The organism is Anaerobacillus sp. 63XJN7_4_ISO-PGPR-S23-413 (assembly GCF_056173725.1).
Genome location: NZ_CM149688.1, coordinates 2,586,217 through 2,613,038 on the forward strand (window position 1 = coordinate 2,586,217; position 26,822 = coordinate 2,613,038).

28 protein-coding genes and 1 riboswitch are annotated in these 26,822 nt (G+C 39.4%); of the genes, 10 read left to right on the top strand and 18 right to left on the bottom strand.

The window, feature by feature from the left end; genetic code table 11:
* The first annotated feature begins 134 nt into the window (after window positions 1-134).
* A complete protein-coding gene (locus AC0VYO_RS13690) occupies window positions 135-893 on the top strand; it encodes a TrmB family transcriptional regulator (protein ID WP_475367699.1) in 759 nt (252 codons plus the stop codon).
* Window positions 894-1,112: 219 nt separating this feature from the next.
* Here the strand turns inward: AC0VYO_RS13690 and AC0VYO_RS13695 are convergent, their stop codons facing one another.
* Window positions 1,113-1,418 (bottom strand): AbrB/MazE/SpoVT family DNA-binding domain-containing protein, encoded by a 306-nt coding sequence (locus AC0VYO_RS13695; protein WP_194222036.1) that lies wholly within the window; start codon window positions 1,416-1,418, stop codon window positions 1,113-1,115.
* Between the two features lie 378 nt (window positions 1,419-1,796).
* Between AC0VYO_RS13695 and AC0VYO_RS13700 the strand changes: the two genes are divergently transcribed.
* Both AC0VYO_RS13700 and AC0VYO_RS13705 read left to right on the top strand, forming a co-directional pair.
* Window positions 1,797-2,249 carry a MarR family winged helix-turn-helix transcriptional regulator gene (locus AC0VYO_RS13700; RefSeq protein ID WP_430246046.1) on the top strand — a complete coding sequence of 151 codons (453 nt, stop codon included), beginning with the start codon at window positions 1,797-1,799 and terminating at the stop codon, window positions 2,247-2,249.
* Window positions 2,246-4,888: an MMPL family transporter gene (locus AC0VYO_RS13705; RefSeq protein ID WP_475367700.1), complete on the top strand. Its 2,643-nt coding sequence runs from the start codon at window positions 2,246-2,248 to the stop codon at window positions 4,886-4,888. Before AC0VYO_RS13700 ends, AC0VYO_RS13705 begins: the two co-directional genes overlap by 4 nt.
* A gap of 84 nt (window positions 4,889-4,972) precedes the next feature.
* Here the strand turns inward: AC0VYO_RS13705 and AC0VYO_RS13710 are convergent, their stop codons facing one another.
* The 6 genes from AC0VYO_RS13710 to AC0VYO_RS13735 form a co-directional block, all read right to left on the bottom strand.
* Window positions 4,973-5,902, bottom strand: a complete 930-nt coding sequence (locus AC0VYO_RS13710) for an aminoglycoside phosphotransferase family protein (protein ID WP_475367701.1) — start codon at window positions 5,900-5,902, stop codon at window positions 4,973-4,975.
* Window positions 5,903-5,930: 28 nt separating this feature from the next.
* Window positions 5,931-7,304, bottom strand: a complete 1,374-nt coding sequence (locus tag AC0VYO_RS13715) for a hypothetical protein (protein WP_475365425.1) — start codon at window positions 7,302-7,304, stop codon at window positions 5,931-5,933.
* Between the two features lie 313 nt (window positions 7,305-7,617).
* The gene (locus AC0VYO_RS13720; protein ID WP_475367702.1) at window positions 7,618-7,770 is read right to left on the bottom strand and encodes a hypothetical protein; all 153 of its coding nucleotides are present in this window, start codon (window positions 7,768-7,770) and stop codon (window positions 7,618-7,620) included.
* Window positions 7,751-8,077: an NUDIX hydrolase gene (locus AC0VYO_RS13725; protein WP_475367703.1), complete on the bottom strand. Its 327-nt coding sequence runs from the start codon at window positions 8,075-8,077 to the stop codon at window positions 7,751-7,753. Before AC0VYO_RS13725 ends, AC0VYO_RS13720 begins: the two co-directional genes overlap by 20 nt.
* Before the next feature lie 17 nt (window positions 8,078-8,094).
* The gene (locus tag AC0VYO_RS13730; protein ID WP_475365427.1) at window positions 8,095-8,658 is read right to left on the bottom strand and encodes a M15 family metallopeptidase; all 564 of its coding nucleotides are present in this window, start codon (window positions 8,656-8,658) and stop codon (window positions 8,095-8,097) included.
* 36 nt (window positions 8,659-8,694) lie between these two features.
* A complete protein-coding gene (locus AC0VYO_RS13735) occupies window positions 8,695-8,904 on the bottom strand; it encodes a hypothetical protein (protein WP_475367704.1) in 210 nt (69 codons plus the stop codon).
* 75 nt (window positions 8,905-8,979) lie between these two features.
* Here AC0VYO_RS13735 and AC0VYO_RS13740 point away from each other — a divergent pair, with 75 nt between their 5' ends.
* Window positions 8,980-9,519 (top strand): P-loop NTPase family protein, encoded by a 540-nt coding sequence (locus AC0VYO_RS13740; protein ID WP_475365429.1) that lies wholly within the window; start codon window positions 8,980-8,982, stop codon window positions 9,517-9,519.
* 90 nt (window positions 9,520-9,609) lie between these two features.
* Window positions 9,610-10,071, top strand: coding sequence for a hypothetical protein (locus AC0VYO_RS13745; protein WP_226615440.1), 462 nt, complete (start codon window positions 9,610-9,612; stop codon window positions 10,069-10,071).
* A gap of 47 nt (window positions 10,072-10,118) precedes the next feature.
* Here the strand turns inward: AC0VYO_RS13745 and AC0VYO_RS13750 are convergent, their stop codons facing one another.
* From AC0VYO_RS13750 to AC0VYO_RS13760, 3 genes are read right to left on the bottom strand one after another with little or no spacing between them, the layout of a single operon-like run.
* Window positions 10,119-10,550 (bottom strand): GNAT family N-acetyltransferase, encoded by a 432-nt coding sequence (locus AC0VYO_RS13750; RefSeq protein WP_430246024.1) that lies wholly within the window; start codon window positions 10,548-10,550, stop codon window positions 10,119-10,121.
* On the bottom strand, window positions 10,547-11,782 hold the full coding sequence (locus AC0VYO_RS13755; RefSeq protein WP_430246022.1) for an MFS transporter: 1,236 nt from the start codon (window positions 11,780-11,782) through the stop codon (window positions 10,547-10,549). The genes AC0VYO_RS13750 and AC0VYO_RS13755 overlap by 4 nt, the downstream gene beginning before the upstream one ends.
* 32 nt (window positions 11,783-11,814) lie before the next feature.
* Complete coding sequence (locus AC0VYO_RS13760; protein WP_430246020.1) at window positions 11,815-13,434, bottom strand: SLC13 family permease; 1,620 nt, start codon at window positions 13,432-13,434, stop codon at window positions 11,815-11,817.
* A gap of 293 nt (window positions 13,435-13,727) precedes the next feature.
* Here AC0VYO_RS13760 and AC0VYO_RS13765 point away from each other — a divergent pair, with 293 nt between their 5' ends.
* Window positions 13,728-14,405, top strand: coding sequence for a hypothetical protein (locus AC0VYO_RS13765; RefSeq protein WP_430246017.1), 678 nt, complete (start codon window positions 13,728-13,730; stop codon window positions 14,403-14,405).
* A 174-nt stretch (window positions 14,406-14,579) separates the two neighbouring features.
* Window positions 14,580-15,803, top strand: coding sequence for an ISL3 family transposase (locus AC0VYO_RS13770; protein WP_475367705.1), 1,224 nt, complete (start codon window positions 14,580-14,582; stop codon window positions 15,801-15,803).
* A 75-nt stretch (window positions 15,804-15,878) separates the two neighbouring features.
* Here AC0VYO_RS13770 and AC0VYO_RS13775 read toward each other — a convergent pair whose 3' ends face one another.
* The 4 genes from AC0VYO_RS13775 to AC0VYO_RS13790 form a co-directional block, all read right to left on the bottom strand.
* Window positions 15,879-17,174, bottom strand: coding sequence for a Na+/H+ antiporter NhaC family protein (locus AC0VYO_RS13775; protein ID WP_475367706.1), 1,296 nt, complete (start codon window positions 17,172-17,174; stop codon window positions 15,879-15,881).
* Between the two features lie 70 nt (window positions 17,175-17,244).
* Window positions 17,245-17,348, bottom strand: a riboswitch (SAM riboswitch).
* 193 nt (window positions 17,349-17,541) lie between these two features.
* Entirely contained in the window at window positions 17,542-18,381 is an 840-nt protein-coding gene (locus tag AC0VYO_RS13780) for an alpha/beta fold hydrolase (protein WP_475367707.1), read from the bottom strand.
* Between the two features lie 161 nt (window positions 18,382-18,542).
* Window positions 18,543-18,872, bottom strand: a complete 330-nt coding sequence (locus AC0VYO_RS13785; protein WP_475367708.1) for a YolD-like family protein — start codon at window positions 18,870-18,872, stop codon at window positions 18,543-18,545.
* 14 nt (window positions 18,873-18,886) lie between these two features.
* Window positions 18,887-20,143 carry a Y-family DNA polymerase gene (locus AC0VYO_RS13790; RefSeq protein WP_475367709.1) on the bottom strand — a complete coding sequence of 419 codons (1,257 nt, stop codon included), beginning with the start codon at window positions 20,141-20,143 and terminating at the stop codon, window positions 18,887-18,889.
* 522 nt (window positions 20,144-20,665) lie between these two features.
* On the opposite strand from AC0VYO_RS13790, the gene AC0VYO_RS13795 reads away from it, so the two are divergent.
* Entirely contained in the window at window positions 20,666-22,321 is a 1,656-nt protein-coding gene (locus tag AC0VYO_RS13795; protein ID WP_475367710.1) for a M4 family metallopeptidase, read from the top strand.
* A 109-nt stretch (window positions 22,322-22,430) separates the two neighbouring features.
* Window positions 22,431-23,234 carry an SDR family NAD(P)-dependent oxidoreductase gene (locus AC0VYO_RS13800; protein WP_475367711.1) on the top strand — a complete coding sequence of 268 codons (804 nt, stop codon included), beginning with the start codon at window positions 22,431-22,433 and terminating at the stop codon, window positions 23,232-23,234.
* Between the two features lie 88 nt (window positions 23,235-23,322).
* Here AC0VYO_RS13800 and AC0VYO_RS13805 read toward each other — a convergent pair whose 3' ends face one another.
* From AC0VYO_RS13805 to AC0VYO_RS13820, 4 genes are all read right to left on the bottom strand, one after another.
* On the bottom strand, window positions 23,323-23,883 hold the full coding sequence (locus AC0VYO_RS13805; protein WP_430247158.1) for a GNAT family N-acetyltransferase: 561 nt from the start codon (window positions 23,881-23,883) through the stop codon (window positions 23,323-23,325).
* Window positions 23,884-24,045: 162 nt separating this feature from the next.
* Window positions 24,046-24,393 (bottom strand): DUF805 domain-containing protein, encoded by a 348-nt coding sequence (locus tag AC0VYO_RS13810; RefSeq protein WP_430247157.1) that lies wholly within the window; start codon window positions 24,391-24,393, stop codon window positions 24,046-24,048.
* A gap of 116 nt (window positions 24,394-24,509) precedes the next feature.
* Window positions 24,510-25,046, bottom strand: a complete 537-nt coding sequence (locus AC0VYO_RS13815) for a GNAT family N-acetyltransferase (protein ID WP_475367712.1) — start codon at window positions 25,044-25,046, stop codon at window positions 24,510-24,512.
* A gap of 191 nt (window positions 25,047-25,237) precedes the next feature.
* Window positions 25,238-25,885 (bottom strand): NUDIX hydrolase, encoded by a 648-nt coding sequence (locus AC0VYO_RS13820; protein WP_430247155.1) that lies wholly within the window; start codon window positions 25,883-25,885, stop codon window positions 25,238-25,240.
* Between the two features lie 200 nt (window positions 25,886-26,085).
* On the opposite strand from AC0VYO_RS13820, the gene AC0VYO_RS13825 reads away from it, so the two are divergent.
* Window positions 26,086-26,583 (top strand): LURP-one-related family protein, encoded by a 498-nt coding sequence (locus AC0VYO_RS13825; RefSeq protein WP_475367713.1) that lies wholly within the window; start codon window positions 26,086-26,088, stop codon window positions 26,581-26,583.
* Window positions 26,584-26,822: the final 239 nt, after the last annotated feature.

Sequence of the window (26,822 nt, forward strand, 5' to 3'; positions counted from 1 at the left end):
TCTTATTAAGTTACCACTAAAAGAGTAACTCTTTTTAGGATGGAAGGCAATAGGTAAATGAAGGACGCTTTTGACTGGTCAGTTGATGTGCTATCATTATAGAAAAGATTAGATGAAGCAAGGAGAATCGATAAATGCTGCAAGAGTTTGGATTTACTCAATATGAAAGTCAAGTCTATGAAGCGCTGATTACAATAGATGAAGCACTGGATGCCACGGCTATTGTAAAACGTTCTGGTGTCCCTCGTTCCAAGGTTTATGACGTTATCCGTCGTATGATTGAGAAAGGGATGGTGCTAGAATCAACCACTGAGAAAAAAAGACTTTATACCGCTCTTCCAATTGATTCAGCGATCACCAAGCTTAAAAGTGATTTCAACGAAAATATTACACAATTAAAATCAATTCAAACTCGTAAGAAGCAAGCAGATGATCGCGTTTGGACACTTAAAGAAGATAAGTCGATTCATTCCCTTGTCTCAGAGTTACTTCAACAATCATCGAGCTCTATTATCTTTTCGGGCTGGGCCGATGATATCGAGCAACACCTCTTCTTGCTTGCGGAAAAAGAAGCTGAAGGCGTTATCGTTGAATTACATTCAATTGGAGAGATAGATTCTAATCTTAAAAATGTAACAACTTTAATTCCCGACAGCGCTCACCAAAAGTTAGAGCGGAGTCGTATTGTTATTGTAGATAATGAGGACGTTCTATTTGCCGGAATTGAAGATACAAGCTGGCAGGCGATTCACACCAAATCACGACCACTAGTTACCTTTTTCACAGAGTTCTTCTATCATGATATTGCATTAACTGAAATTACAAGAAAATTTGGGTCTTCAATGATGGAAGATCCTCATTTAAGAGAGCTATTATTGAAATTACGTTATTAGCCACGCTTATATTTTTATCATTTTAACTTACATTAGTAGAAAAGTTCCCGCGCTATCCTATATGATCTTTATAAAGAATCTCAATTGTTAGAAGGTATATTAGCTTATATGATAACCCCCCAAAATTTTCAGCTATTCTATTGGATATCCAACAACTTTCATTAACTTACTGTTAACAAAAAACACCCTTCTCCTTTGGAAGGGTGTTACAGATAACACTTATTTCGCTTTAAGTATTTCCTCATTTTTCTTTCCTAACTTCATTTCCAATTCTTCTCTCAGAAGCGCCATTCCTTCTGGACTAAGAACAATGTTTCCATTTCCAAATGTTTGATTTTCGTCTAATATCTCTCCAGTAACCATACATGCCATATCTGCCTGATACTTTTGTAAGACCACCCTGTTTTCACTTGTGAAGATTTCAATTGGATCTTTCACGTTAATATCTAAAGTTCGTCGGAGTTCTTTTGGAATGACAATTCGGCCTAGTTCATCAATTTTTCTAACAACACCAGTACTCTTCATTCTCATTCCTCCCTTTCGTTTTAGCGAACAAGCGATGGTTTCTTTAATCATAATACCACCGATCGTATTATGCAATACATATTGTGCCAAAATTCTGCAAATTTACATTTTATTTTATCATTTGGTAGATTTCTCGTGTATTGAAAAAGAAAATCAGTGAACAGAAACAGAATTTCAACATACCCTACTGCTCTTATTGAAAGTTATTTAAAATGAGACCTATTCTTCCGCTCCACCTTATCGTTAACTTAAAACGTTATTTTGAAATACTCCCTTTCACTGACCTTCACACTTCATGCGTATTAAATAGTTGCAAAAATCATAGTTTAGAGGGTAAACTAATAATGTTTAGAGGGTAAACTAGTGGAGGAATGGTAAATGAATAAGAAGTTATGTGAAGCCGTTGAGCTTTTCGAAGAAGTAATCATGTATGGAACAGAACGAATTATTCGTTCTTTTGAGCATCAACTATTTGAAGAATATTCTTCAGAGCAGCTTCAGATGCTTCAAATTATTTCTAAATCAGGTCGTATTTCACCTGGGAAGCTCGCTTCTTTACAAGGCGTTCACAAAAGCGCTATTTCAAACCGTTATAAAAAACTTGAGATGAAAGGACTTGTGGTCACAGTTGATTCCGAAGAGGACCTAAGAGGGAAATCGATTACGCTTACTGAAAAAGGAAATGACGTAGTCGACTTATTTGATAAAGTGATCTATGAACATGTCGAGAATATTGTTTTAAACGATTTTCATGAAGAGGAAATCGACGAATTCCTTCGTATTTTCCGCAAGTTAAGTTCAATTTTAAAAGCAGAAGGAGATGCAAAATGAGACAAATTTTAAAATTCAAATGGCCAATTGCCATTGCACTTATTGCTCTAACAGCCGTACTATTTGTTTTATCCCCTAACCTTACGAAACAAGCTGAAGATGCTGGAACCTTTCAATTACCTGAAAATGCAGATTCAAAAATAGCCGCAGACATTCTTGAGGAAGCTGGTGCGGGCGATGAAACCATTTCACTTGTCTTTACCTTCGATGAACCAGTAAATGAGGACTCTAAAGAAAAAGTTTCTTCAATTGCAAAAGAAATTGCTGAAGAAGGTTCACTCATAAAAGAAGTACTTGATCCATTTGAAAGTGAAGAGATGTCTGATCAACTTGTTTCAGATGACGAACAAACCATTCTTCTTCCCATTACAGTCGATGGAACAGACGATGAAGTGAATGAACTCGCCAATCATATTCGTCAGGATCTAATTCCAGACAATACGACCGCTTACCTTACAGGTGAATCCATTATTAATCACGATGTGAATGAAAGTGCTCAAAAAGGACTTGAACGTACTGAAATCATTACTGTTGTGTTGATTTTCGTTCTACTATTGGCCGTTTTTCGTTCGATTACAACCCCTTTCATTCCTTTACTTGCAGTAGGGGTTACGTATCTCTTAAGTCAATCAATCGTAGCCTTTTTAATTGATTGGATCGGCTTTCCTGTATCCAACTATACTCAGATTTTTCTCGTTGCCGTCCTGTTCGGGATTGGAACAGACTATTGTATCCTCCTCTTAAGCAGGTATAAAGAAGAATTAACTGAAGGGCATTCTGTAGAAGATGCGATTGTGAATACGTACAAAACAGCAGGCCGTACCTTATTAATTAGTGGATTAGCTGTATTCATCGGTTTCGCAGCGATTGGCTTTGCAGACTTCCCGATATTTAAATCAGCTGTTGGGGTTGCTGTAGGAATCGCGATTCTTATGCTCGTCCTCTTTACGCTTGTGCCATTCTTTATGGCCTTATTAAAAGATAAGTTGTTCTGGCCTTCAAAGAAATCAGCGTCCCACAAAGATAGTAAACTGTGGACTTCGTTCGGTCGTTTCTCTATTAACAAGCCCATTTGGTCTATGCTCGTTGTCGCTGTTATTATGGTTCCACTACTTTTCACTTACGACGATCAACTGTCGTTTAATACAGTAAACGAGATTGGTAGTGACTATGAATCTGTTAAAGGACTAGATGCAATTGAGGAAGGGTTCGGCCAAGGTGATTCACTTCCGGTTAAAGTGATCATTCAGCAGGATCAAGATATTGTTACAGAAGATTATCTTCCTTATATCGAAACAATTAGTAAAGAAATTGAGAAAAATGATAACGTTGATTCCGTTAGGTCCATTACAAGACCAGCAGGAGATGTGATTGATGATCTTTATGTTGATTCACAACTTGCACAAGTTGGGGATGGGCTCAACGAAGCAACGAATGGCATCGATGATGTTCAAAACGGCCTAACCGAAGTTCAAAATGGATTGGATAGTATTAGTAACCAAATTCCTTCTAGCAGTAATGCTGGTGGACTTGAAGAAGCCGTAAATGGACTGGGGCAAATTAACGATCAACTTGGCTCTATTTCCGCAGGGCTTCAACAATCGCAAAATGTTGCTGCTGCTTCCGAACAGCTTGGGCAGGTGCAACAACAGCTCGGACAAATCCAACAGGGCCTCGCTGGCGCCTCTTCGGATCTACAAGGTCAGGCTGGTCAGGCGTCTGAGCTAAGCGGTGGCATTACTGAACTATCTAAAGGTGTGGGTTCATCCATTGATGGTCTTGATGAAATAAAAAACGGCTTACAAGATGCTGCAGACATCGTGACCGATATGGGTAATTCGAAAGCTCTTCGGGATACAGGTGTATTTATTCCAGATGGAACCCTTGAAGACGAAGAATTTGAGCCTGCCATCGATCGCTATGCCTTCGATGAACAAAAGGCGGTAACACTTGAAGTTATTTTAAAGAAAGATCCTTATTCTACGGAAGCTATTGATACTGTAAGAGAAATTAAAGAAACAGTATCACGAACGATTGACGGTACGCCGCTTGAAGATGCAACTGTCGCTTATAACGGCGTAGCAAGTATTAACAGTGACCTATCTGACATTTCAACAAGTGATTTTACTAGAACAGTCATTATCATGCTTGTCGGTTTGTTTATTATTCTAACAATCCTTTTCCGCTCCATGATCATGCCACTTGTTATGATTGGTTCGCTGTTACTCACATACTTTACGTCAATGGCGATATCGGAGTTAATCTTTATTAACCTACTAGGCTATGATGGCATCACATGGGCAGTTCCATTCTTTGGATTTGTAATGTTAATTGCACTAGGTGTCGACTACTCCATCTTCCTACTCGACCGTTTTAACGAAGAAGCTTCCATTGGGATTAGGGAAGCAATGCATCGCTCTATGGCAAAAATGGGTACGGTAGTCATCACGGCCGCTATTATCCTAGCCGGTACATTCGGGGCCATGATGCCTTCAGGCGTTCTTAGCTTAATGCAAATTGCGACCATTGTCATTACTGGCTTACTTCTTTACGGTCTAATCGTTCTACCACTTCTAATTCCTGCTGTTGTTGTCTCATTCGGTAAAGGAATTTGGTGGCCTTTTAAACCTAAAAAATAATCATTTACATTTTCATCGATCGAAAAGGCTCAGAGCGTATCGCTCTGAGCCTTTTTAAATAGAAGCAACATTGTGTATCACTACTTAATCTACATAACACCCTATTCCAATTCCGTAATATTCAAAATATAGTCTCTCAAAAATAGAAATCATCCTATAAAAACAGCTATTATAACTCATGCCTTCGACTGTCCACACTGTCGCTAGTACGGCATGACAATATCCCCACAAAAACAATCGCTCTAGATTCAGGTTCAGTTCATTTGTTAAAATTTCTATCCGCTTTTTCGTTACTTCATAAACCCCTTTATCAGGAAGACGATTTAAAAGAAATTGGATCAAATCATACTCTACTTCACCGATTAATCCCTTTGGATCAATCGCAACCCAATCTCCCTGTTCTGAAGCCAGTACATTATAATGATGAAAGTCTCCATGAAGCAACTTATACTGAGCGATTGTTTTATTCAGCTTAGCAAAAATGCTTAGTGCATTTACGAGCAAATGTTGGGAAAGCGGACCGTATCCTTTCTCATTACGATTGACCGTATCTCGAAGCTCTTCTTCCCTTGCTCTCGTCGTTTGAATTCGAGTGTTTCTTGGAGCAGGAAAGGATAGCCTTCTAACAACTTGCGCTGCTAAATAACAGGCTGTTTCGTCATCCTCTATTTCAGCTAACGTATATCCAGGTGACAATTTCTCTAAAATGATAATTCCCTTTTCTATTTCATAGTCAAGGACATTCACTATCCCCTGATGTTTAAATAAACGTAGTGATTCTAGCTCATTAAGAAAGTCAGCTCCTGGTATACAAATTTTCACCACTATTTCTTTTCCGTTCCTAAGCTTAGCAGGGGCAACATAATTAATAGAGAGACGGTAAGGTTTTTCCATTTTCATTGACCATTTCCGTTCACAATAATGGATGATTCCAGGTAACTCCTGTAGCCATGCTTCTCCTTCTTCCTTAAAATAAAGACGAACCGATTGCACAAACTGCTTTTGAAACTTCACCTTGCACCTCCTATTCTTCACAATGATTCTAGTAAAGAAATAAAGTGAGATAAGCGATCAAAACGCCAATAAAGCCACACATCAAACTATATGGGATGTTTTTTAAGACGATTTTATATGGATTCATTTTTAATCCAACTGAAGTGAGTGTAACAATAAGCCCATAAGGAGCCGAAGGAACGGTAGCAATCGCGCTACTTGCAAGCAGGAGCGTTAACGTCACAGAAGGAAAAGTGTTTAATAATAGTTCACTTACCCCACCAAAGATTCCCATTGTTGCAATGGGATGGACACCTAATAGTGTCATGATAAGAAAAGTTGCCTGAATGAAAAGCATGATAAAAACTTGATGCCCTTCTAATGCCACAAGAGGGTCCTGTAAATACCGTAAGTACGGAGAACCATTTAACGTTTCTGTAAAAAAAGAGAGTGTTAGTAGTAAGACAATAAAATTATGTAAATGATTGGTTTGTCTTTTCCAAGTTGGCCAGCCAATTTTAAGGAAGCTTCTTTTTCGTTTCAGGAGTACCGCCCAAATGTAAGCAAACGGGAACAGAGCGATCGTTACAGCAAACAAAAAGTTAAACTGAACAACATTGGTTAAAAATACAACAACGACTAAGAACAGTACAAGCGCCAGAATAAATTGAATTAACTTCTTCCGACTCCCTCTTCTCAAATTCGTAGAAGCCCCAGTTTCTTCAACGACTTCGTTTCGAAAGATGATTTTTCCAATACTCGAATCGATCGCAAAACCAAGAAAAGCAATAAGTAACATCCATGGTAATACTTCTAAATAATTGGCATTCGTAATGAAAATCGAAGTAGCTAACAATATTTCTAACGGACTCCATAACAGAGCAAGTGAGTATCCTCTCAAAGTAGACCTTGCTATAAAGCTATTTCTAACGTTTGTGTTAGCATTCTTCAACTGTTTTTTTAATAGGTCTTGAGAAATGGTAGCGGACGATAGATTTAAAAATGCAGCGAGAGAAACCATAGTCGCTTCTCCACGCACATATAATTCTCCCATCCCTTTCACATTGCCACCAAGTAACGTTTGTAGTAGCTTATTATATCTCCCCGCTTTAACAACGGTATTCATCCATGGAAGCATCGATATAAGAAAAAGCAATCCTATATTCCCCGCAAAAAAGGAGGGGATTTTTGTGATAGACTCATTGCTAGATAAGTAGAAAACTGCCCCCGCGGATAGAAGGATGATGCCAAGTATTTTAAATACACGATCGGCTTCCTTAAAATTAATGACAATCATTACAATTGCAAACAAGCCAATTACGGTATAAAGGGAAGAATTAGACCAGAAAAGGTAAATCACATCCAATAGAAAAACAAATAAATAAAATACATACAAATACTGAGTAAAATTACGGTTCCACATGATATTCTCCTATCCAATAGCGAACGGCAAAAGGTTAAGTTCGTCTACTTCCCTGTTGTTTGGTTGCTGTTCTTATCCTATCGATAACAGCTGGAATTTTCAAGAATTTAGAAGGTTTCAACCGCTAAGAGTTTTATGTCTCATCATTTACATCTCCATTTGAGAGAGATTTACACTCACTCTCTTTCAAGCACTCTTAGCAAAAAAAAGTACCGCCCGATTTAACGGACGGTACAAAAGGGGGAAAATTATGTTAGTTTGAATTTACCCCTTCTCCAAATACCTAAACCTCTTTTTTAAAAAATCCTTACTATTATTTTTTTCGTTCGAAGTTAGCCTGTTTAATGAACTCCTGTGTTTCAGGGTGCTTAAGCATGAGCAATAACTCTTTTTCACCAACAAAACGTAACTGATCAATTTCCTTATCAAGCGGACTAAGATCCTGTTCATCCCCCCTCGTACTCATAGTGAAACATGGTGGTAACCTGGTTGTGATAGCCAATTTTATTTTGAACCTCAGCTGGAAATTCAAATGTGATCGATTCATCAAACTTTTTCATCAGCTTGTATTTTATTGATCCCGTTTCCTCTAGCAATTCTCTTCTAATCGAAGCTTCAACGTCTCTATCCTCGTCTTCTACTCCACCTTTAACGAAATCCCACGTTTCACCCTGAGACTCTTGTCCCGCTTTGGTATTCAGCTTTGTTTTATGAACGATCAAAAAACGGTGCTTATACGTTACGATAGCCCCCACAGCCTGTCTTGTTCTCATAACCACATCACTCCAAGCTAGTTTGTCGCATATTCACTCTCATCTGGCCTATGACCATTCTTTAACTCTCGCATTGTGAAACCAAAATCCATTTGAAGATGAGGGTAATCTTTGAAGCTACTCCAATCGCCTCCCCATTCAAAACCAAGGTCTTTCGCCATAGCAACAACCTCCATCCAATCTGACTTCCCGTTGCCATTATCGTCTCGCTCCATATCCCAAACGACGTCACCATCATCTAACTTTAATGCAAAATCAATTGCTAGTCCGTAGTTATGATAGGAACCGCCGCCCGCTACGTTCGTCACCACCTGGCCCCCAGTAGAACGTCCCTTTTCATAAAGAGCATCCTGTTCTTCTTTCGTTCGATGCCCAGCAGTTATCACAATTTCTATTCCAGCTTCAGCAGCTCGATTCATCAACGCCTTTTTTGCTTCATTAACCTTTGGGTGAAGATCAGTTGGTAAGGGCACATCCTTCTTTATGAATTGTCTTTCAAGATCATCACTTATATAGATACAAAAGATACCGACTCCTATTATAAAAAGGAAGGTTATAAGTTTTTTCGATCGTCGTTTCATAACAAAACCTCCCACATTACTAATCTTGTCATTTGATCATAACATAGCAATCTGACATAGGTTAATACGGACGTTCGCTTCATGAAGCGACTTGTCTGTAATACCTGCGCCACAAGGAAGATTTTCTTTAACAAGCTGTTTTGCTAAAGAAATAATGGTTTGGAAGCTGCTCAACTTTTTTCCTTCTTCACATTTTTTTGGGTTTTCGATCCATTCGATAAACAAATGTCCTCTTCTGCTCTTCATCATTTTTTAGGCCTGTTTGCTTACGTTAATTTTTGGTAAACTTTAGTAGTGTATAATAATGGAAGGAGCGAGGATATGAACCGAATTATGGTAATGGGATCTTCCGGCGGGGCGGGTAAATCCACCTTCGCCCGTCGGCTTGGTGAAATTCTAGATCTGAAAGTTTTTCATCTTGATACCCTTTTCTGGAAGCCCAATTGGGTGGAAACTAGTCTTGACGAATTCCGTGATACCCAGGAAAAGATTGCTATGACTGAAAAATGGATCATGGAAGGGAATTATAGCAATTCTTACGATATTCGGGTTGCACGAGCTGATACGATTATTTACTTAGATGTTCCGAGATTGCTTTGCATTTACAGGGTGCTAAAACGATGGGTCACTCATATCGGTCAAACTCGTCCTGATATGGGCAATGGGTGTAAAGAGAAAGTGGATTGGTCTTTTTTAACTTTCATTTGGACGACCTATTATCCTCGTAAAGAGAAAATGAGAAGTAGATTCGAACAATTAGAACAAACTTCCCCCGATAAATCCATAATACATTTAAAAAACAAAGCAGATATCGCTAATTTTCTTCATGAACTTCATTCAAAGCATACAATTTTGTCATAAGCCATGATAAGATAAGGTGCAGTATGTTTGAATTGGAAGTTTCCTGTTCAAAATGAATATAGAAAGACTATTGAAGCACATGGAGGCATTATGCTAACTTTTGAAGAAAAATTAGAAATTATTGAATCATCTTTTCCTGAACTGACACGAAAAGACGTTTCTCTTGGACGTGTGAATTTTCACTATGAAGAAGCGGTTATTGATAAGAAAAATGTTGTTTATCATCTTCACCCTAATGGCAACGGCTATGTATTTGGTGACCTTATTGAAGGGTATCCATTAGATGAAAGAGGAATGGTTAATATCCGTGATTTCTCAAGCAACGAGCTTCGTAAAATCATAGGCGAATCCATTCAATCACTTTCTGTTCTTCCTGGTTCAGATATTGAGATCCAAGTTTGGGTAAACGATGAAGATCAAACTCTGGAATTAATGTATGAGCCTGAGCTCGAACTATGGAATGTTTATGCTGGAGATATCCTTGATGGTACATTCCCTTCTCGTAACGAAGCGATCCAATATCTTGATGAAGAAGGATTTACTAGAAAGTAAACCTTAAGCGCCTGCCACCTTTTAAAGGTGGCAGGCTTTTCCTATTATCAATCTATCGGTTTATAAAACCCCGTGGATTTCCCTGTAAACCCACACGCTTCATAAAAAAGGTGTGCAGACTTCCTTTCATCCCGATTCCCACTATTTAAGACGATGGTTGAGGCACCCTTTTCACGAGCTAGATTTTCTGCTTCCAAAAGCAGAGTCTTCCCAACTCCCTGCTGCCGGTAATCTTTTGCCGTTACCATTGTAATAATTCTTGCAACAAGAATATTAGCAACATAAGATCGTTCATAATGCATTCCAAGCAGTCCAATCAAAGACTCCTGTTTTTCACTTACAAGCGTGACGTACAAAGGATCTGACAAAATTGGTTTTAGACGCTCCGTCACTTCGCAGACAGAGGTCTCATACCCCATTTCTGAAAGCAAATAAGTAAGCCATTCCTCATCACCTTTTCTAGCCCTTCTAATGTTCATCGTGCTTTCTCTCCTCGTAAGTCTTCATAATGATATCTTTTTGAAACCTGTTTTTGTGAAAATAATAATAAAAGCGGCACAATTAAAATAAGTAAGCTCACTACCCCTATCCATCCCAAACCGTCCCATAGGATACCAACGCCCGAACTACCTGCTGCTACTCCGGCATAGTAACTAATCAAATAAAAACTAGATGCCCCACTCTTATGATGCTCTGCCGTCTTTGCAACAGAAGCTGATGCCATCGAATGAGAAATAAAAAACCCTGCACAAATAACGCAAAGCCCAATCATTACCACAATCAGTTCTTGATATAGTGTAATGGCAACTCCTAACGTTAATAATAAGAGGCCCGTTACCATCGTGCGCCGTAAGCCAATACGAGATGAAATTCGTCCTGCAATTGGTGGTGAAACTACTCCGAGAATATACGCAAAATAAGCAAGGGAGATCCATTTTAACGAAAGAGAAAATGGATCTTGTTTAAGGAAGAAAGGCAAATATGTCCACACGCCCGTAAAGATCACTTGAATGAGAAAGCCAAGCGTAAATAGCGATAAGAGCCGACGATCTCTTAAATGTACAAACATTCCTTTCATATCCTTTATAACACTGCTATTCCCCCCCTTAAAAAAGCGAGAGGGCGGCAGGAGCCAATAAAAGCAAATGATCGCTATAATAGCAAACCCTGCAAGGATGATAAAACTTACTTGCCAACTATATAAGTCAGTCAAATATCCTGTTGCGACTCGTCCACTAAGTCCCCCCATTGCATTGCTCGCAATAAAAATGCTCGTAGCAAGTCCTACGTTACTTGGAGCTACTTCATCTGCAAGATAAGCCATCGCCGATGCCGGTATACCTGCAAGAAAGAATCCCTCAATACACCGAATAATAAGCAGAAGAAGGAATGAATTCATAAACGGCATTATTAGTAATGAACTAAGGACAAAAAGGAGCGATATTTTCATCACTACTGTTCGCCCATAGCGGTCTGAAACAAAGCCAAGTATAAGAAGTCCTGGTATCATCGTGATGACGGGCATGGACATAAGTAAGCTTGACGTTGTTGCCGTTAAATGAAATTCACTCACAAATATTGGAAGCAACGGTTGAAAAGCATAAAGTGCCGAAAAGACTAATAATGCTCCACATCCAAGACTAACCGCCGCTCGCCAGAAACCCGCATCTTTTGATGTATATGGCTGATTGTTATTTAGAACAACTGACACTTGATCATCACCTTCAATTTTCTATCTTACTTTTATTTTAACTGATTGGGAATTTGAGTGAGATCAATTCCCCACACCACTGGCATATAAAAATAAATCGCCAGTGTAATAATGACGACAGATGTTAGGTTTAGCCAGAAACCTGCTCTCGCCATATCTGGGATTTTTAAATAGCCTGACCCGAATACAACGGCGTTCGGAGGGGTTGCAACCGGAAGCATAAAAGCACAGCTTGACGCAATTCCTGCCCCAATCATTAGAGCATAAGGATGAACTCCGATCGCGGATGATAGAGACGCCATGATTGGAAACATCATTGTCGCCGTCGCCGTATTTGATGTAATCTCCGTTAAGAAAATAACAAGCGATGTGACAAGTAGTAAAATGACGAACAGATGGATGCCTTCAAGAACCGTTAATTGCTCCCCAATCCAATTCGCAAGTCCTGATTCCTGAAAGCCAGAAGCAATGGCGAGTCCGGCTCCAAATAATAGAAGAATTCCCCATGGTAATCCTTTTGCTGTATCCCAATCTAAAAGAAAGGCACCTTTTTTCGAAGGGGCAGGTATAAGAAAAAGTAATAGCGCTGCAGTCATCGCGATGACAGTGTCATTTATATTCGGATTAAGCTCACTTAAAACAAAGGAACGGCTAATCCAGGCAACCGCAGTGAAAGAAAAAACTACCATAATGACCTTTTCTTCCATAGACATTTTCCCAAGATCCGCTTTCTCCTTATTAATCACCTCTTTCCCGCCTGGCAGCTCTTTAACATTCATCGGAAATGCCATTTTCACAAGGTAATACCAGCAGCCAAATAAAAGAAGAACAGTTAAAGGTACGCCAAACATCATCCAGCGGGCAAATGAAATCTCGATGCCATATAGCTCATTGACCACCGCTGCAAAGATGGTATTAGGAGGTGTTCCAATCAATGTTGCTAAACCACCAATTGAGGCACTGTACGCGATGCCAAGCATAATGGCTTTTCCAAAATTAAATTGCGGAATCCCTTCTTGCTTCATATCAAGCTGCTCGGATACTTGATAAATCACCGCCAGCCCAATTGGCACCATCATCATAGCCGTTGCCGTGTTTGAGATCCACATTGATAAAAAGCCTGTTGCAATCATAAAGCCAAGTACAATTCTCTCTGTACTTGTTCCTATTGCTGATATAATGAAAAGAGCAATTCGTTTATGTAAATGCCACTTCTGCATTGTAAGCGCGATCAAAAAACCACCCATAAAGAGAAAAATGGTGTTATCGCCATAAGCTGATGCTGTTAAATCACCTTTTAGTCCGCCCGTTAGTGGAAATAAAATTAATGGTAAAAGAGACGTCGCCGGTATCGGAATGGCTTCTGTAATCCACCACGTTGCAATCCACGCCGTACTTGCTAAGATGGCCAAACCTGCTTCTGAAAGACCATTTGGATTAAAAAACAACATTATGCTAAGAAAAAGGACCGGTCCGAGGATCAACCCCGTCAGTTTCCTTTTATCATAAGCAGGATCTGGTCCAGATGCATAACCTGGATTTTTTTGAGAACTTTTTGAAGGGATTTCCGGCGTGTGTGAAGAAGCGAATGTTAAGAGATCTTTTGCTCGATCATGTTCTTTCCATAATTGGTTCCAAAGGTGTTGTTCCATAGTCATACCTCCTATCGTTCATTAAACTATAGTGTAGAATTCGCTCGCCACATCTGTCAATAAATTCACAATTTTGGTACTTTATTACTCTCTTTCAAGAAAGGACTTTTGATTCGTTTTTCCATTTCCATACAAGTAATTCATTTCAACCCCCTTAAATTTCCATTTGGGGCGAAAATTATAAGTTGATGATATGTTTTTTATAATTCAAAATAAATAAACTCAATGATTAAATGTAAGTATAGATACACAATCCACAACAAGTTGCTCAAAATCGATCCAGGGGGTATATGATGAGAAAGATACAACAGACTACTATTAATTCGGTTGTGAAATACGGACAAACAAAGCTTCCAAAATCAGCTAATACAGAATGTCCAGAATGCGGAAGCGATGCTTCATTTCAACTGAAGTTCGATTATCAAATTAATCAGGCTGTGTTCTCCACGCTTTCTCGCTGCTCTATTTGTAAAGAAGCTGTGCTTTTCATACTCATTAAAACGTCCCATAATGATCGCGGAGAAGAAGTTGAGCTATTCGTGCATCAAACCTCTTTTACACGAGAGCCGCTCGGCAGACTGACTAGCACAGCTAGATTACCCGATGACCTTGAGCGTGTTTATCGCTCAGCAGTGAATGTACATAACATGAAGGATTGGACCGCAACGGCTGTAATGGCTAATCGTGTTCTTGAGAGCATTACAGGTAGTTTTCTATCTGAAAATGAGCTAGGACAGCCACTTTCTAAACAGCTAGAAACACTTGCTAAACAGATTGATTTAGAAGAACCAATTGTAAAACTAGGACACCTACTAGGCAAAGGTAGTAATTTAAATAACCTCCTTTGTCTTGAGAAAGCTACAAGCGAAGAAACGGCCAACTTAATTATCGACTTACTAGATTCACTTATTGAATACTTGTACATTCTTCCTCAACGAATTGTGCATCTTCAAAAACAAATCGAAGGATAATAAAAAAAAGCAGGTAGCTCAAATTGAGCTACCTGCTTTTTAAATGCTCATATCAAATTTTAATGGCTCTATAATATTTGTTGGGGTTTAAGAAAATGAAGCACAAAAATACACGCAAGCTCCTATATCTTTTACACTTGAATTGACGAGAAACAAGAAAAAGATTGGAGTTGCGTGTACGTGCATTTTAACATGAATTTACCCGGATTAGAAGAAGTGATGGTATCGAAAATGGAAGCCATTAATGGCCAGTATCATGTTCATATTGAAGTGCCAAAGAAGGCGCACCAGTGCCCCCAATGTGAAGAATGGACTGTACGTGTTCATGATTATCGGACTCAGAAAGTACAACACCTTAAAGTATTTGAGCGAACGGCTTTTTTGTTTTATCGCAAGCGCCGTTATGTGTGTGCTTGTGGGAAACGATTCGCTGAAAGGAATTCGATCGTCAATCGCTATCAGCGTCACTCAAAGGAATGGAATCAGGCCCTGGGATTACGCGTGGTACAGGGGAAGAATTTCAAGGATACCGCAGCCCAATTTCGTACGTCGCATTCAACTGCGATAAGGCGGTTTGATGAAGTCGCCGCACCAACGCTTCAAGAAGTGAGTGATCTTCCTCGTGTCATCGCTATTGATGAATATAAAGGAGATACCGATGAAGGAAAATATCAAGTTGTCATTGCGGATGGAGATACAAAGCAGCCTTTGGATATCCTTCCTAATCGCTCCATTGAGACCGTAAAGGACTATCTTCGCAAGAAGGGGTCGCGAGTTGAAGTGGTGATCATGGACATGAGCTATGCCTTCAAGTCAGCTGTTCAAAAGGCACTAGGAAAGCCAATCATCGTGGCTGATCGCTTTCATTTTTGTCGCTACATCTATTGGGCATTAGAGCGTGTACGAAGAAGAGTTCAACAGAATTTCCATGATTATGACCGTAAAAAGTGCAAGCGAATGAAGCATGTTTTTTACAAGCGATATGAGGAGTTGAGTGAGAAACAAAAGTGGTATCTGGACCGTTACCTTGGATTATCCGAGGAATTACGAAAGGCTTACGAGTTAAAAGAAGCGTTTCGAAGCTGGTTTGAGGAAGCGAAACGAATCGGTCAAGAGAATCCTAACCAAGTTAAACAGTCTCTGTATAATTACTACAAAACGGTTGAAGCAGCGAATATGAAGGAGTTCAGACAAGCCGTTCAAACACTTAAGAACTGGCAACCAGAAGTCCTGAATAGTTTTGCCTTGAACTATAATAATGGTTTTATCGAGGGTTTAAACAATCAAACGAAGGTCATTAAGCGAAATGCCTTTGGTTTTAAGCGATATGACCGCTTACGAAGAAAGATCCTTTTACATCATCAGTACAAAAAAATTCGTCATTTTCAACTAGGATAAGGAGTAGGAGATGAATCTCCTACCCCAACATTTGATTTAGAACCATTTTAATTCAAGATTCTGTTTACTATCACTTTAGCCCTTTTTCGAAATAGAGGGATAGTTGATGAAAATCGCAATAATTCCTGCAATAGCAATGAGGATTGGATAAATTGAATACGGTAGTAGAGCGAGTGGCGAAATCGACGCAAGACCTGCTACTGCAAGCACCTGTGCCCCATATGGGAGCATGCCCTGTATACTACCTGAGAAAATATCAAGAATACTAGCAGACTTTCGTGGGTCTACCCCATATTCTTCGGAAATGTTTTTCGCAAGTGGCCCCCCCATTATGATCGAAATGGTGTTGTTAGCTGTTGATAAATCAAGCACGCTTGCGAGACCGGCGATACCAAACTCTGCTCCTCTACGAGAAGTTACTTTGCTCAGGATTTTGTCCAATACGTATTGTATTCCTCCGTTATGCTTAATGACTTCAATCATCCCTCCGATGACGAGTGCAATCATGGCAAGGTCTTCCATCCCTTTTATGCCCTCTGTAACCGTGGAGATCAGTCCACTCATTCCAAATGTTCCGTTATATAAACCTACAATCCCAGCAAATAAGGTACCACTTACAAGTACAATAAGAACATTAACACCAGCGATCGCTGCGATCAGTACACCTAAATAAGGGATAATTGTAACGAAATCAAATGCGTGATCTCCTCCAACCGTTGCTTGCTCTCCCATCGTTAAAGCACCATAAATAATGGCTGTTACGATAGCAGCTGGCAAGACTATAAAAAAGTTTACTTTGAATTTATCTTTCATTTGCGTATTTTGTGTGCGTACTGCCGCAATCGTAGTATCTGAAATCATAGAAAGATTGTCACCAAACATTGCCCCACCTATGACCGCTGATAAAGCCAGTGCCGGGGCAACTCCGGTTTGCTCTGCAATTCCAATTCCAATGGGAGCAAGTGCTACAATCGTTCCCATCGATGTACCCATCGAAATAGAAATAAAACAGCCAATGACAAACAAACCTACGATTAAAAGATTAGCCGGTAGAATTGATATACCTAAATTAACAATCGAATCTACTGCTCCAATTTTTTCAGCTGTTCCGGCAAACGCCCCAGCCAGTAAAAAGACCAAAATCATTAATATGATATTCGTATTACCTGCTCCACGACAAAACACTTCCACTTTTTTCATAAAGCTTTCTTTTCGATTCATCGAAAGAGCTACGCCCGCCGCAACTAGAGAAGCGAGAATAACAGGCATACTATAAAAGTCCTTTGTTATGATAGCTGTACCAATAAAAAGCACAATAAATATTCCAAGGGGAAGTAAAGCCAGGCCGTTCCCCTTTATTTCTTTCTCCATTATTCATGTCTCCTTCATCTTTTATTCTGTCTCAATAAAAAAAGCCCACTTCAAGAGAAGAAGGCTTTTGCACTTATCTCTCAAGATTTCTCTTGCTGGAAGCAGCACCTTTCTGATGATCAGAGGTTGCTGAAGCTTCTTTGGGCCAGGTCCCTCCACTTCTCTTAATAAGAAATATACAATTATTAATGAGCGCATGCTTCATTTTACTTTTTCATAACGAGCTTTACTTTATCACGCATTATTCTGATGAGTCAACTTTGATTAACTGCATCAAAATAAACTCCTCATCCTTTAAGGAGTTTACCTGATTAACTAGTCTGGTTCAAGCTTTGTATGACTACCAATTTTTGCAATAGATCAATCTTTATTTTCCTAAAAACCACTCAATATCCTTCATAATCGATTCCGGTTTTTCTTCTGGTAGAAGGTGACCGGTTTTTTCATAGATGATCAGTTTAGCATTTGGGAGATCCTTACTGAGACGCTTCCCAATTTTCAACGGCACAACTCTGTCATTTTCTCCCCATATTAGTAGGCTAGGTGTATGAATTTGATTTAGTTCAACTTCTGACAAATCTCCTTCGCGATCTCGAATCATCCTAACTAATGACCGAAAGATACCCTCATTGAAGAAAGGTTGGATATATCCATCCATCATTTCTTCATCGATAAGGGAAGGATCATAAACACAATTAAGCAAATTTCCTCTAACACCTTTTCGATAAAGCCACCTTTTCAAGTATACCGAGAAAAAAGGTAAGTACGATGTATACACTAGACTCTGTTTAGCCTTTTCAAGATATCCTGAACTGCACAGTAAAATATTCTTACTAACGAGATCATCTTTCATAGCCGAGACTCTCATTGCTACTTGCCCACCCATAGAATGGCCGATCATAACAGTATGATCAATTGAAAGCCTTTCTAAAAGTTCAACCACCACTTCCGCATAATTATGATAAGAGTGGACAAAACGATTAGACTTTTCACTTTTTCCGAACGGAGGAAGATCAATGGCAACAACAGTATATGCCTTTGTTAATAATGGTATCAATCTTCTGAAGCTGAAGCTCGACGATAGAAAACCGTGAAGAAGCGTTAATACTGGCCGATCGACGGCTGTGTCATTTCTATAGTATTCATAGTGAATATCAATTCCTTTGATCTTTTCCGTATTTTGTTTAAGATTTTGAGCTAATAGCATCTTTCATCTCACTCCGGATTTTGAATTCATCTGATCTGATTCACCCTTCGTTTCTAACCAGACAGGATGGTCTCACTTATTCAGGTTTGACTTTATACTTATTTTACCCCAATCCTGAAATGAAAAACTTTTTTTACATCTGAGAGGATACTCCATTTTTTTCATTCTAACTCTACGTGCACAAGGTCCAGCAGCTTTATCGTTGTCCTTTTTTCATTATGGTCAATAATACGCAGTTCTTTCGTAAGTGGATCTACATAGTGCACATATCCAAAGAGAGTTTTCGTTTCTCCCCCACTAAAGTGTTGAAAACAAAGCGAGTTGTGATTGGCCATTGCTTCACATATTGTTTCATTCATTTCCGCCATTCTTTGTTCATCAAGTACCGGCTTTTCACTTTTTTTCTCTTCGGTTTTCCAATCTCTTAGCTCTTTCACATGCTCAGGTAACATCATTGACGTCCATTTTATATTTCCGCGATCACGAATCACGCTTCTTCCCCCTTCTATGCTTTATGACCACCCACAAGTTTACTTCTATGCAGTGCCGTACCGGCCTTTGTGTATGAAACGGCACGAAGCAGCGCATCTGAGCCATATTTCTCACGGATCGAATCCATCACATATCCGAGATCCCGCTGCTTTGGGCGTGACGCGTTAAATAAGTCCAACTGCACTTCTTCATCATTGCAAATATTTGAAAGGGTAATGGAAATCTTACGAACCGTTTTTCTTTCAAAGAACTCCTCAAATAACTGAAGACATACATTGTATATTTCGAGCGTAATAGCAGTCGGGCTGTGGATACTCCTTGAACGGTGAAAGCCACCCCCGCCTTCTTCTTTACTATAACCAATCCCAAGGCTAATCGTACGCCCTGCCTTCCGGGCTTTTCTCGCACGTCTTGCAACTTCTTCACTCATCTCAAGAATGACGTGTTGAATGTCTTTTTCGTCATGGTAATCTCGCAACAAAATTTGGCTTTTCCCATAGCTAATCTGTCCCTGCATAATCGGCGCACCCATTTCAGAAAGATCGATGCCCCACGCATGATGATAGAGCTGATTTCCCATAATACCGAATTTTTCTTCTAGTAGATGTAGCGGGTAATGCGCAAGCTGCTTTACATTCATAATCCCCATTCGATTTAACGTTCGCTCGACACGCGATCCGATACCCCACATTTGACTTAGCGGGGAAAGCGGCCAGAGTTTTTTAGGAATATCTTCATAAGTCCATTCTGCAATCCCTTTTTCTTTCGCTTCCAGATCGAGACAAAGCTTTGCCATTAAAAGATTTGGGCCAATCCCTATGGCACATGGTAATCCGAATGTCTCTCTTATTTCATTTCTGATCTTGTGAGCTACTTCAAATTTGTTCCCCCAAAGTCGTTCTGTCCCATCAACCTGCAAAAACGATTCATCAACGCTATACGTATGGATACATTCTGATGGTACATAACGATGAAAAAGCCTCGTTATTTCCATTGATTGTTTTAAATATAAAGACATTCTCGCATTAACGATATGAATGTTTTTATTATTTGGAATTTCAAATAGTCTGCTCCCTGTTCGTATTCCAAATTCCTTTTTTAGTGCCGGAGACGCTGCTAGCACAACACTTCCCTGTCGCTCGGTATCACCAACAACCGCGAGATAGCATGTAAGTGGATCAAGCCCCATCTCTACTGCTGAACAACTTGCATAAAAACTTTTCATATCAATACATAGGATTGTTTTCTTTGGAAATTTAGAATAATCCATTTGTATCCCCCCTTCTCCTAATCAAAAAGAACGTTTGTTCCCTTTATATATACCCGTATTTTAACCGAATATACGTTCTCTTTACAATAAGCACTTTCTTCCAATCATAAAACGATTCACTTAGCATCACCCTTTTTTCTAAAGTAACGAAAAGTACCGGAAGAAGAGTAACAATGAACTTAACGATATTCACTCGAAAGTTAGTCATCAGAGCACATACGTATTGGAGATCCTACACTTGTTCCATTAACAGATAGGGAAGTAGAAATACTCGCGCATCAATCTCTAAACGCACAGAAAAAGAACCAGGATATGCCGTTTCATATGGTCATTAACGCCCTTATTTATTAGCACACCACCTCCTGAGTCTAAAGAACCAATACCTTTTTTTAAATAACAGGTATATCTCCCTATAACTCTATCCAAAAGGATAGGTCTTAAATATCAAAATAGTTTAAATAGTTTGAATACTAAATCTTTTATGGTAATGTTAGCTCATCTTAATCACGAGGGGGATATAGAATGGGAAAGAAAAAAAATTTACTTTCAATCGGGTTATCAGTGGGGCTCGTTAGTACCATGCTCGCACCATCCTCAACATTTGCAGCAGCAGATACGAATATGAATAAAGAAACAGGAACACCTTCTTTTGTTTCAGGAAAACTAACAAAAGTAAGCTCTCAAAATGCCAATCAAGTACTATTTGATTACTTGAACGAACAGAAAAACCTGTACAAGTTTAGTGGATCTTCCGCTAAGGATTCCTTTAAAATCCTATCAAAAGAAAAGGACGATCTTGGTTTTACGGTTTTTCGATTACAACAACTTCATGAAGGAACACCTGTTTATGGTTCAACTCAAACGGCTCATGTTGATGAAAGTGGTATTTTAACAGCCGTATCAGGTACAGTTATTCCAGACCTTGGGTCGAAGAAAGAGCTTAAAAAAACAACAAAATTCAAGAAACAGGACGCCGTTAAAAAAGCAGAAGAAGATCTCGGTTTTTCACCAGCCTATGAACAAAAACCCGAATCCAACCTTGTCGTCTATACTGAAGGAGAGTCTGCAACGTATGCTTACCATGTGACCTTGAACTTCCTCTCGCCTGAACCGGGTAACTGGCAATACATAATTGATGCAACAAGTGGTGAAGTTCTAACAAGCTTCAACGCTCTACACGAAGCAAAAAAAGAAGGAGTCGGCAAGCCAGGTGGTGGTGACAATGTTACCGGAACAATTAAGACGGCAAGTGGAACTGGTGTACTTGGTGATCAAAAAACGTTCAATACGCTACTTTCCTCTTCAACTTATTACTTGAAAGACACTACGCGAGGTGGCGGAATCTTAACATATGATGCGGCAAATCGCACAAAACTGCCAGGCTCTTTATGGGCAGATTCAGATAACTCCTTTAACGCAAGCTATGACGCGGCTGCAGTCGACGCTCACTACTATGCAGGAGCGACGTATGATTATTATAAAGATGTCTTCAACCGAGATAGTTATGACGGAAACGGTTCACCACTAAAGTCCACCGTACATTACGGACGCAACTACAATAATGCGTTCTGGAACGGAAGCCAGATGGTCTATGGTGATGGAGATGGCTCAACTTTTGTATCCCTTTCAGGTGGTGAAGATGTTGTTGCTCATGAATTGACACACGCTGTCACTGATACAACAGCTGACTTAATTTATCAAAATGAATCAGGAGCACTGAATGAATCCATGTCTGATGTATTCGGAACGCTTGTAGAATACTACGACAGCAATAACCCTGACTGGTTAATCGGAGAAGATATTTATACACCAGGTACATCCGGGGATGCTCTTCGTTCAATGTCAGACCCATCCCAATTCGGAGACCCTGATCATTACTCTGTCCGCTATACTGGTTCTCAAGATAATGGCGGCGTTCATATCAACAGCGGCATCATGAACAAAGCAGCTTATCTGCTGAGTGAAGGCGGTACATTCTATGGGGTAACCGTATCAGGAATTGGAAAAGACAAACTCGGCGCTATTTACTACCGCACCCTTACGCAATACTTAACCGCTTCTTCAAACTTTAGTCAGATGAGATCAGCAGCAGTACAAGCTGCCACTGATCTTTATGGAAGCGGAAGCTCAGAAGTTCAATCTGTAAAACAGGCTTTTAATGCAGTTGGAGTTCAATAGAAAGAAGTTAGGCAGGCAGCCAATGGCTACCTGTCTTTTCGTTATGTCAGGGTTTTATAAGTATTCAAACGGGTAAAAGGGTGCTAGACCTTAAAAGGAGGAAGGACAAATGGGAATTTTCAAAGAGGATACGCTTAAGCATGAACATGTTCTCATTACCGGAGCCACGGGTGGTATTGGATATGAAACCGCAAAGGCCGCCGTAAAAGCCGGTGCTACGATTACGATAACCGGAAGAAATAAAGATAAATTAACTCAGCTGAAGCAGGAGTGCGAAGAGTTAGTAACGGAAGCAACGGTTGCTGTTCTTCCTGCTGATTTAAACAATGAGAAAGATCGTTCTACTCTTATCGAAAGTGCTATTAAATATAACGGAAGCATCACAGGGTTAGTTAACTCAGCAGGAATTGGCGGCGGCGATACGCTTGATCAATTAGAAGAAGAAGATCTTCGCAAAGTAATGGAGCTAAATTATACCTCGACTGTTTTACTGACTCAACTTGTGTATAAGCGAATGCGTGAGGATAAGAAGAAAGGGGCGATTGTAAACCTCTCTTCTCTCTCAGGTCTTAGAGGAACTTTTGGTAACACGGCCTATAGCGCTTCAAAGTTTGCTATAACTGGCTTCACGCAGTCGTTTGCCCACGAGGCTATCCGTGATGGAATTAGAGTTAACGCAGTATGTCCCGGCTTCGTTGATACAGAAATGGGCCGAAACAGTATTGCTTCTAAAGGGGAGAGACAGAATAAAAGCTTTGAGGAAGAATTAAAGGCTGTAGAAGCAGCAATGCCATCTGGAAGAATTACGCAGCCTGAAGAAGTCGCCAATAGCATCATTTACCTTCTCTCAAATGCGTCAGAAAACATTATTGGCGAATCGCTCAAAATTTCAGGTGGAAGCGTTATGCGCTAGGTGCTTTGGAGAAATTACCTACAAATCAAAAATGACTCATGCTTGAAGAAAGCATGAGTCATTTTTGATTGGAGCATTCACAAAGCCATTAAGTAATACTCGCGTAGATACAAGTATCTGTTATCTGTGTTCCGTCGATCGACATATCTTCGTTTTTGAGAGTTCCTTCGAAATCATAGTCCAATCGTTCTGGAATCGCACGACTTCGCTCGTTTTCTCGATCGCATCTAATCTCGACCCTTCTGCACTTCAAGTCCTGATGCGCATATTCAGTAAGTTTCTGAACGGCCTCAGTCATATAGCCATGACCACTTTGCTTAGTAGCCACCCAATACCCAATTTCAAGCTTTGGAACATCCCATTCAATGTTATGAAACCCAGTGGATCCAACAAACTCATTTGTTTCTTTCAAAAACACCAGGAACCTTAAACTTTCACGCTTTAGGAATTTAATATGCGCCTCTCGTGTATTAATCTCTGTATCCTCAGGAGTCGGCGTTTCTCTAGCAAAGCCAAGCCAGGGCCTCAGTTCACTTATAGAAGATTGAATGGCTTGATTAACTATTTTACCATCCCCGTATTCAGGCATTCTTAACATTAATCGTTCTGTTTCAAGTACTGTTTCAATTTCCATTAAGATTGGATTCATTTCTATCCCTCCGACGTAAGTAAAGACATTCCCTCAAAAAAGAAGGAAATTTACAAATAAGCTGGAACAAGCGATTAACTTTTCACCTTCAACTAGAATTTGAACCGCCAATCAAGGAGATTAGCGGTTCAAATGAGAGCAGAATAATGGAAATTGAGCTAACTATACTACTTTAGGATTTTTCCCAAAACGGTTTTCTTCCACATCACTATCTAAGCAAGTGAAGACCAGAATGACAATACTACCAATTAGAGGAATAAGTCCAATGAGCACCCACCAACCGCTTCTTCCAGTGTCATGCAATCTACGCACAGTTACAGCTAGCGAAGGTAAAATAATGAACAATGAATAAATACTTGTCAAAAATGGGGAAATATCAGCTAGAGACTCTACTATCGTTAAGACAATAGAAAAAATAACATTAAAAAGAGTAAACATCCAATATTCTTTACGCCTTGCTCTTCCTTGGAAATTCACATAATTCTTTAATACTTTCAAATACCAGTTCATACTGCTTCTCCTTTAGCGAATAAGTTTAGTAGATTAGTACCTTTTTCATACAAAACAGTATAACATAAAGGCTAACAATATTAGGTAAACAAATCAATAATTGGATATAAAATCTGCTAATTAACTTCTCTTCTCAAAATACTCATTCTAACCCGGTCGACATACTTTCCTTCTCTATACCGATCCTCGCGCAATATCCCTTCTTCAACAAAGCCACACTGCTTGTAAGACTTAATTGCTTTATCATTATCCACTTCTACTCTTAGCCAGATCTTATTTAAACTAAGCTCCGTAAACCCTAAATGAAGCATAGCTTTTAAGGCGCTCATCCCATAGCCTTTCCCCCAATAGCGTTTATCACCTATGGCAATACCTAGCTCTGCATGACCGTTTAACTGATCAATATTCTTTAAGTCTACCCAGCCAATATGTTGACCTTCACCAGTTACAATAGCTCTTTGCTCATACCCGTTCTTTCGAGTGATGCACATTTGAATCCAGTTCATTGTTTCTTCTCGTGTAAAAGGAGGATATTTCGCCGGCATATTCAGATGCTTCGTTACGTCTCGATCCAGGCACCATTGATAGCGATCTTCCACATCTAATAGAGATAGTTCTCTAATCGTAACAAAAGGTAAGGTTTTTGTTTTCATATTCTGCTCTCCTACTTGATCGATTTTAGTGGTGCATTTCTCCCGTTGCAGAAACTTTAATCTTTACTCCCAATAACAAGCCTGAAGGTAGGGAAAACAAGTTACCATTGGCTCGGCTGGACCATACTTTATGAAGAACCAAAGAATGAAGTAATAAGACAGCATTACCCGATTCTTTTTAGAGACCCCTTTTACCTCCTCAGATTATCTTCACTCTGTGTGAAGTTTTTTTCTATCTCCTTCACAACCGATTGATAATAAGAGACTTCATGTGGCACAAAATGAAGTTTATTGATTTTTTCATTCACGTTTATTCTCTCTTCATCGTCATTCAAGCAAAATCCTTTTACATCCACTTCATCCCGCTCTCCCAACCAAAGGTCATAAAATTGATCAAAATCAGCTTGTACGATTCCAGAAACTTCTTCTTTTTGAAGTTTAAACTTCTCCAATGGCTGATTACACTCATAGAGGAAGATATTCGCGATTTCATTATCAAAAAAGTGGTCTTTTTTAATCGAAGCTTTTATGACCTTTAGTGGGGTCAATTCATTATAGGAAACACCAATTCCGAGCTCTTCCTCGACTTCCCTCACTCCGTCTTCAACAGACTCATCAGCCATTAAGTGACCAGCCGCTGTGATGTCATACAGCCCTGGAAAATCCTTTTTCCGATCACTTCGAAGCTGAAAGTAAATCTTTCTAACACCATTTTCGATCCGCACAAACCAGCATTGAAAAACCTCATGCCAGTAACCTTCTCTATGTACCTCTTCTCGAGATGCGTTGCCGATCGCTTCTCTATTCTCATTAAATATCCTCACTAGTTCACTTTTCATTTTACACCCTCGCTTTTTATCTTTAGCTGGATAGATAAACTTCTATTCCAGTAAAATCCTCTTCCTTATTTTAGCATTATTACTATTGACTACAATTATTATTTCATCAACGTTTCCATTCACATATCTAATAAGCTAGATTATTCCGAAACTTCTCTACTGTATTAATCGTATAAATGGAGGAGGGGGTGATGATTAGTATGAATCAATTATTTTTTTCGGATAACTTTTTTTCGGCAGGAAGAACAGACATCTACAATAGCGATCGCGAGACGGTAGGGGCACTTAACCTTAGAAGCGCGTTCTCTTCTAAAGTCGAAATAGAAGACGTCAATGGAGACGTTACTATGGAGGGAGCCTTTACGTTTTTCGCTAACAAATGGATAGTTAGAAGAAAAAATGGCGATGAACTCGGTTACGTGAAAATGTCTTTTACTTTTCTATCAAAGAAATTCCATTATTTCAAAGACGGTAAGAAATTCACTATAACGTCACCTGCATTTTCAAAAGCATACAGCATAACCGATGACTCCAATCGTGAGATAGCTACTTTTCAAAGAACAAATAGCTATTTTGAATCAGCGAATTATGAACTTAAGAATATGTCAAGTAACCTTTTAGCAGAAGAGTTGATTTCAATTATTATGGGCGTGAACGCCTTTCAAAAAAATGTTAGTGCAGCCGGAGCAGCTACTTAGCCAATAGGAAGTAAAGAAAGGGGAAATCACGATAGTCAGCTAAAATCCAAATAATCATCACTGTAGCAGGCATATTGTTTCTCTCTACGAAAGAAAGAGTGGCTCTTTCTAATGAAAACACCACTAGTGCCTATATTTTCATCATACTCGATCCACTTAACCTTAGGCAGGGGCAAATGAACGAACGGCTTCTAGAAAAGAAAACCTAAAAAAGAAGAGCACTTTAAAAGCGCTCTTCA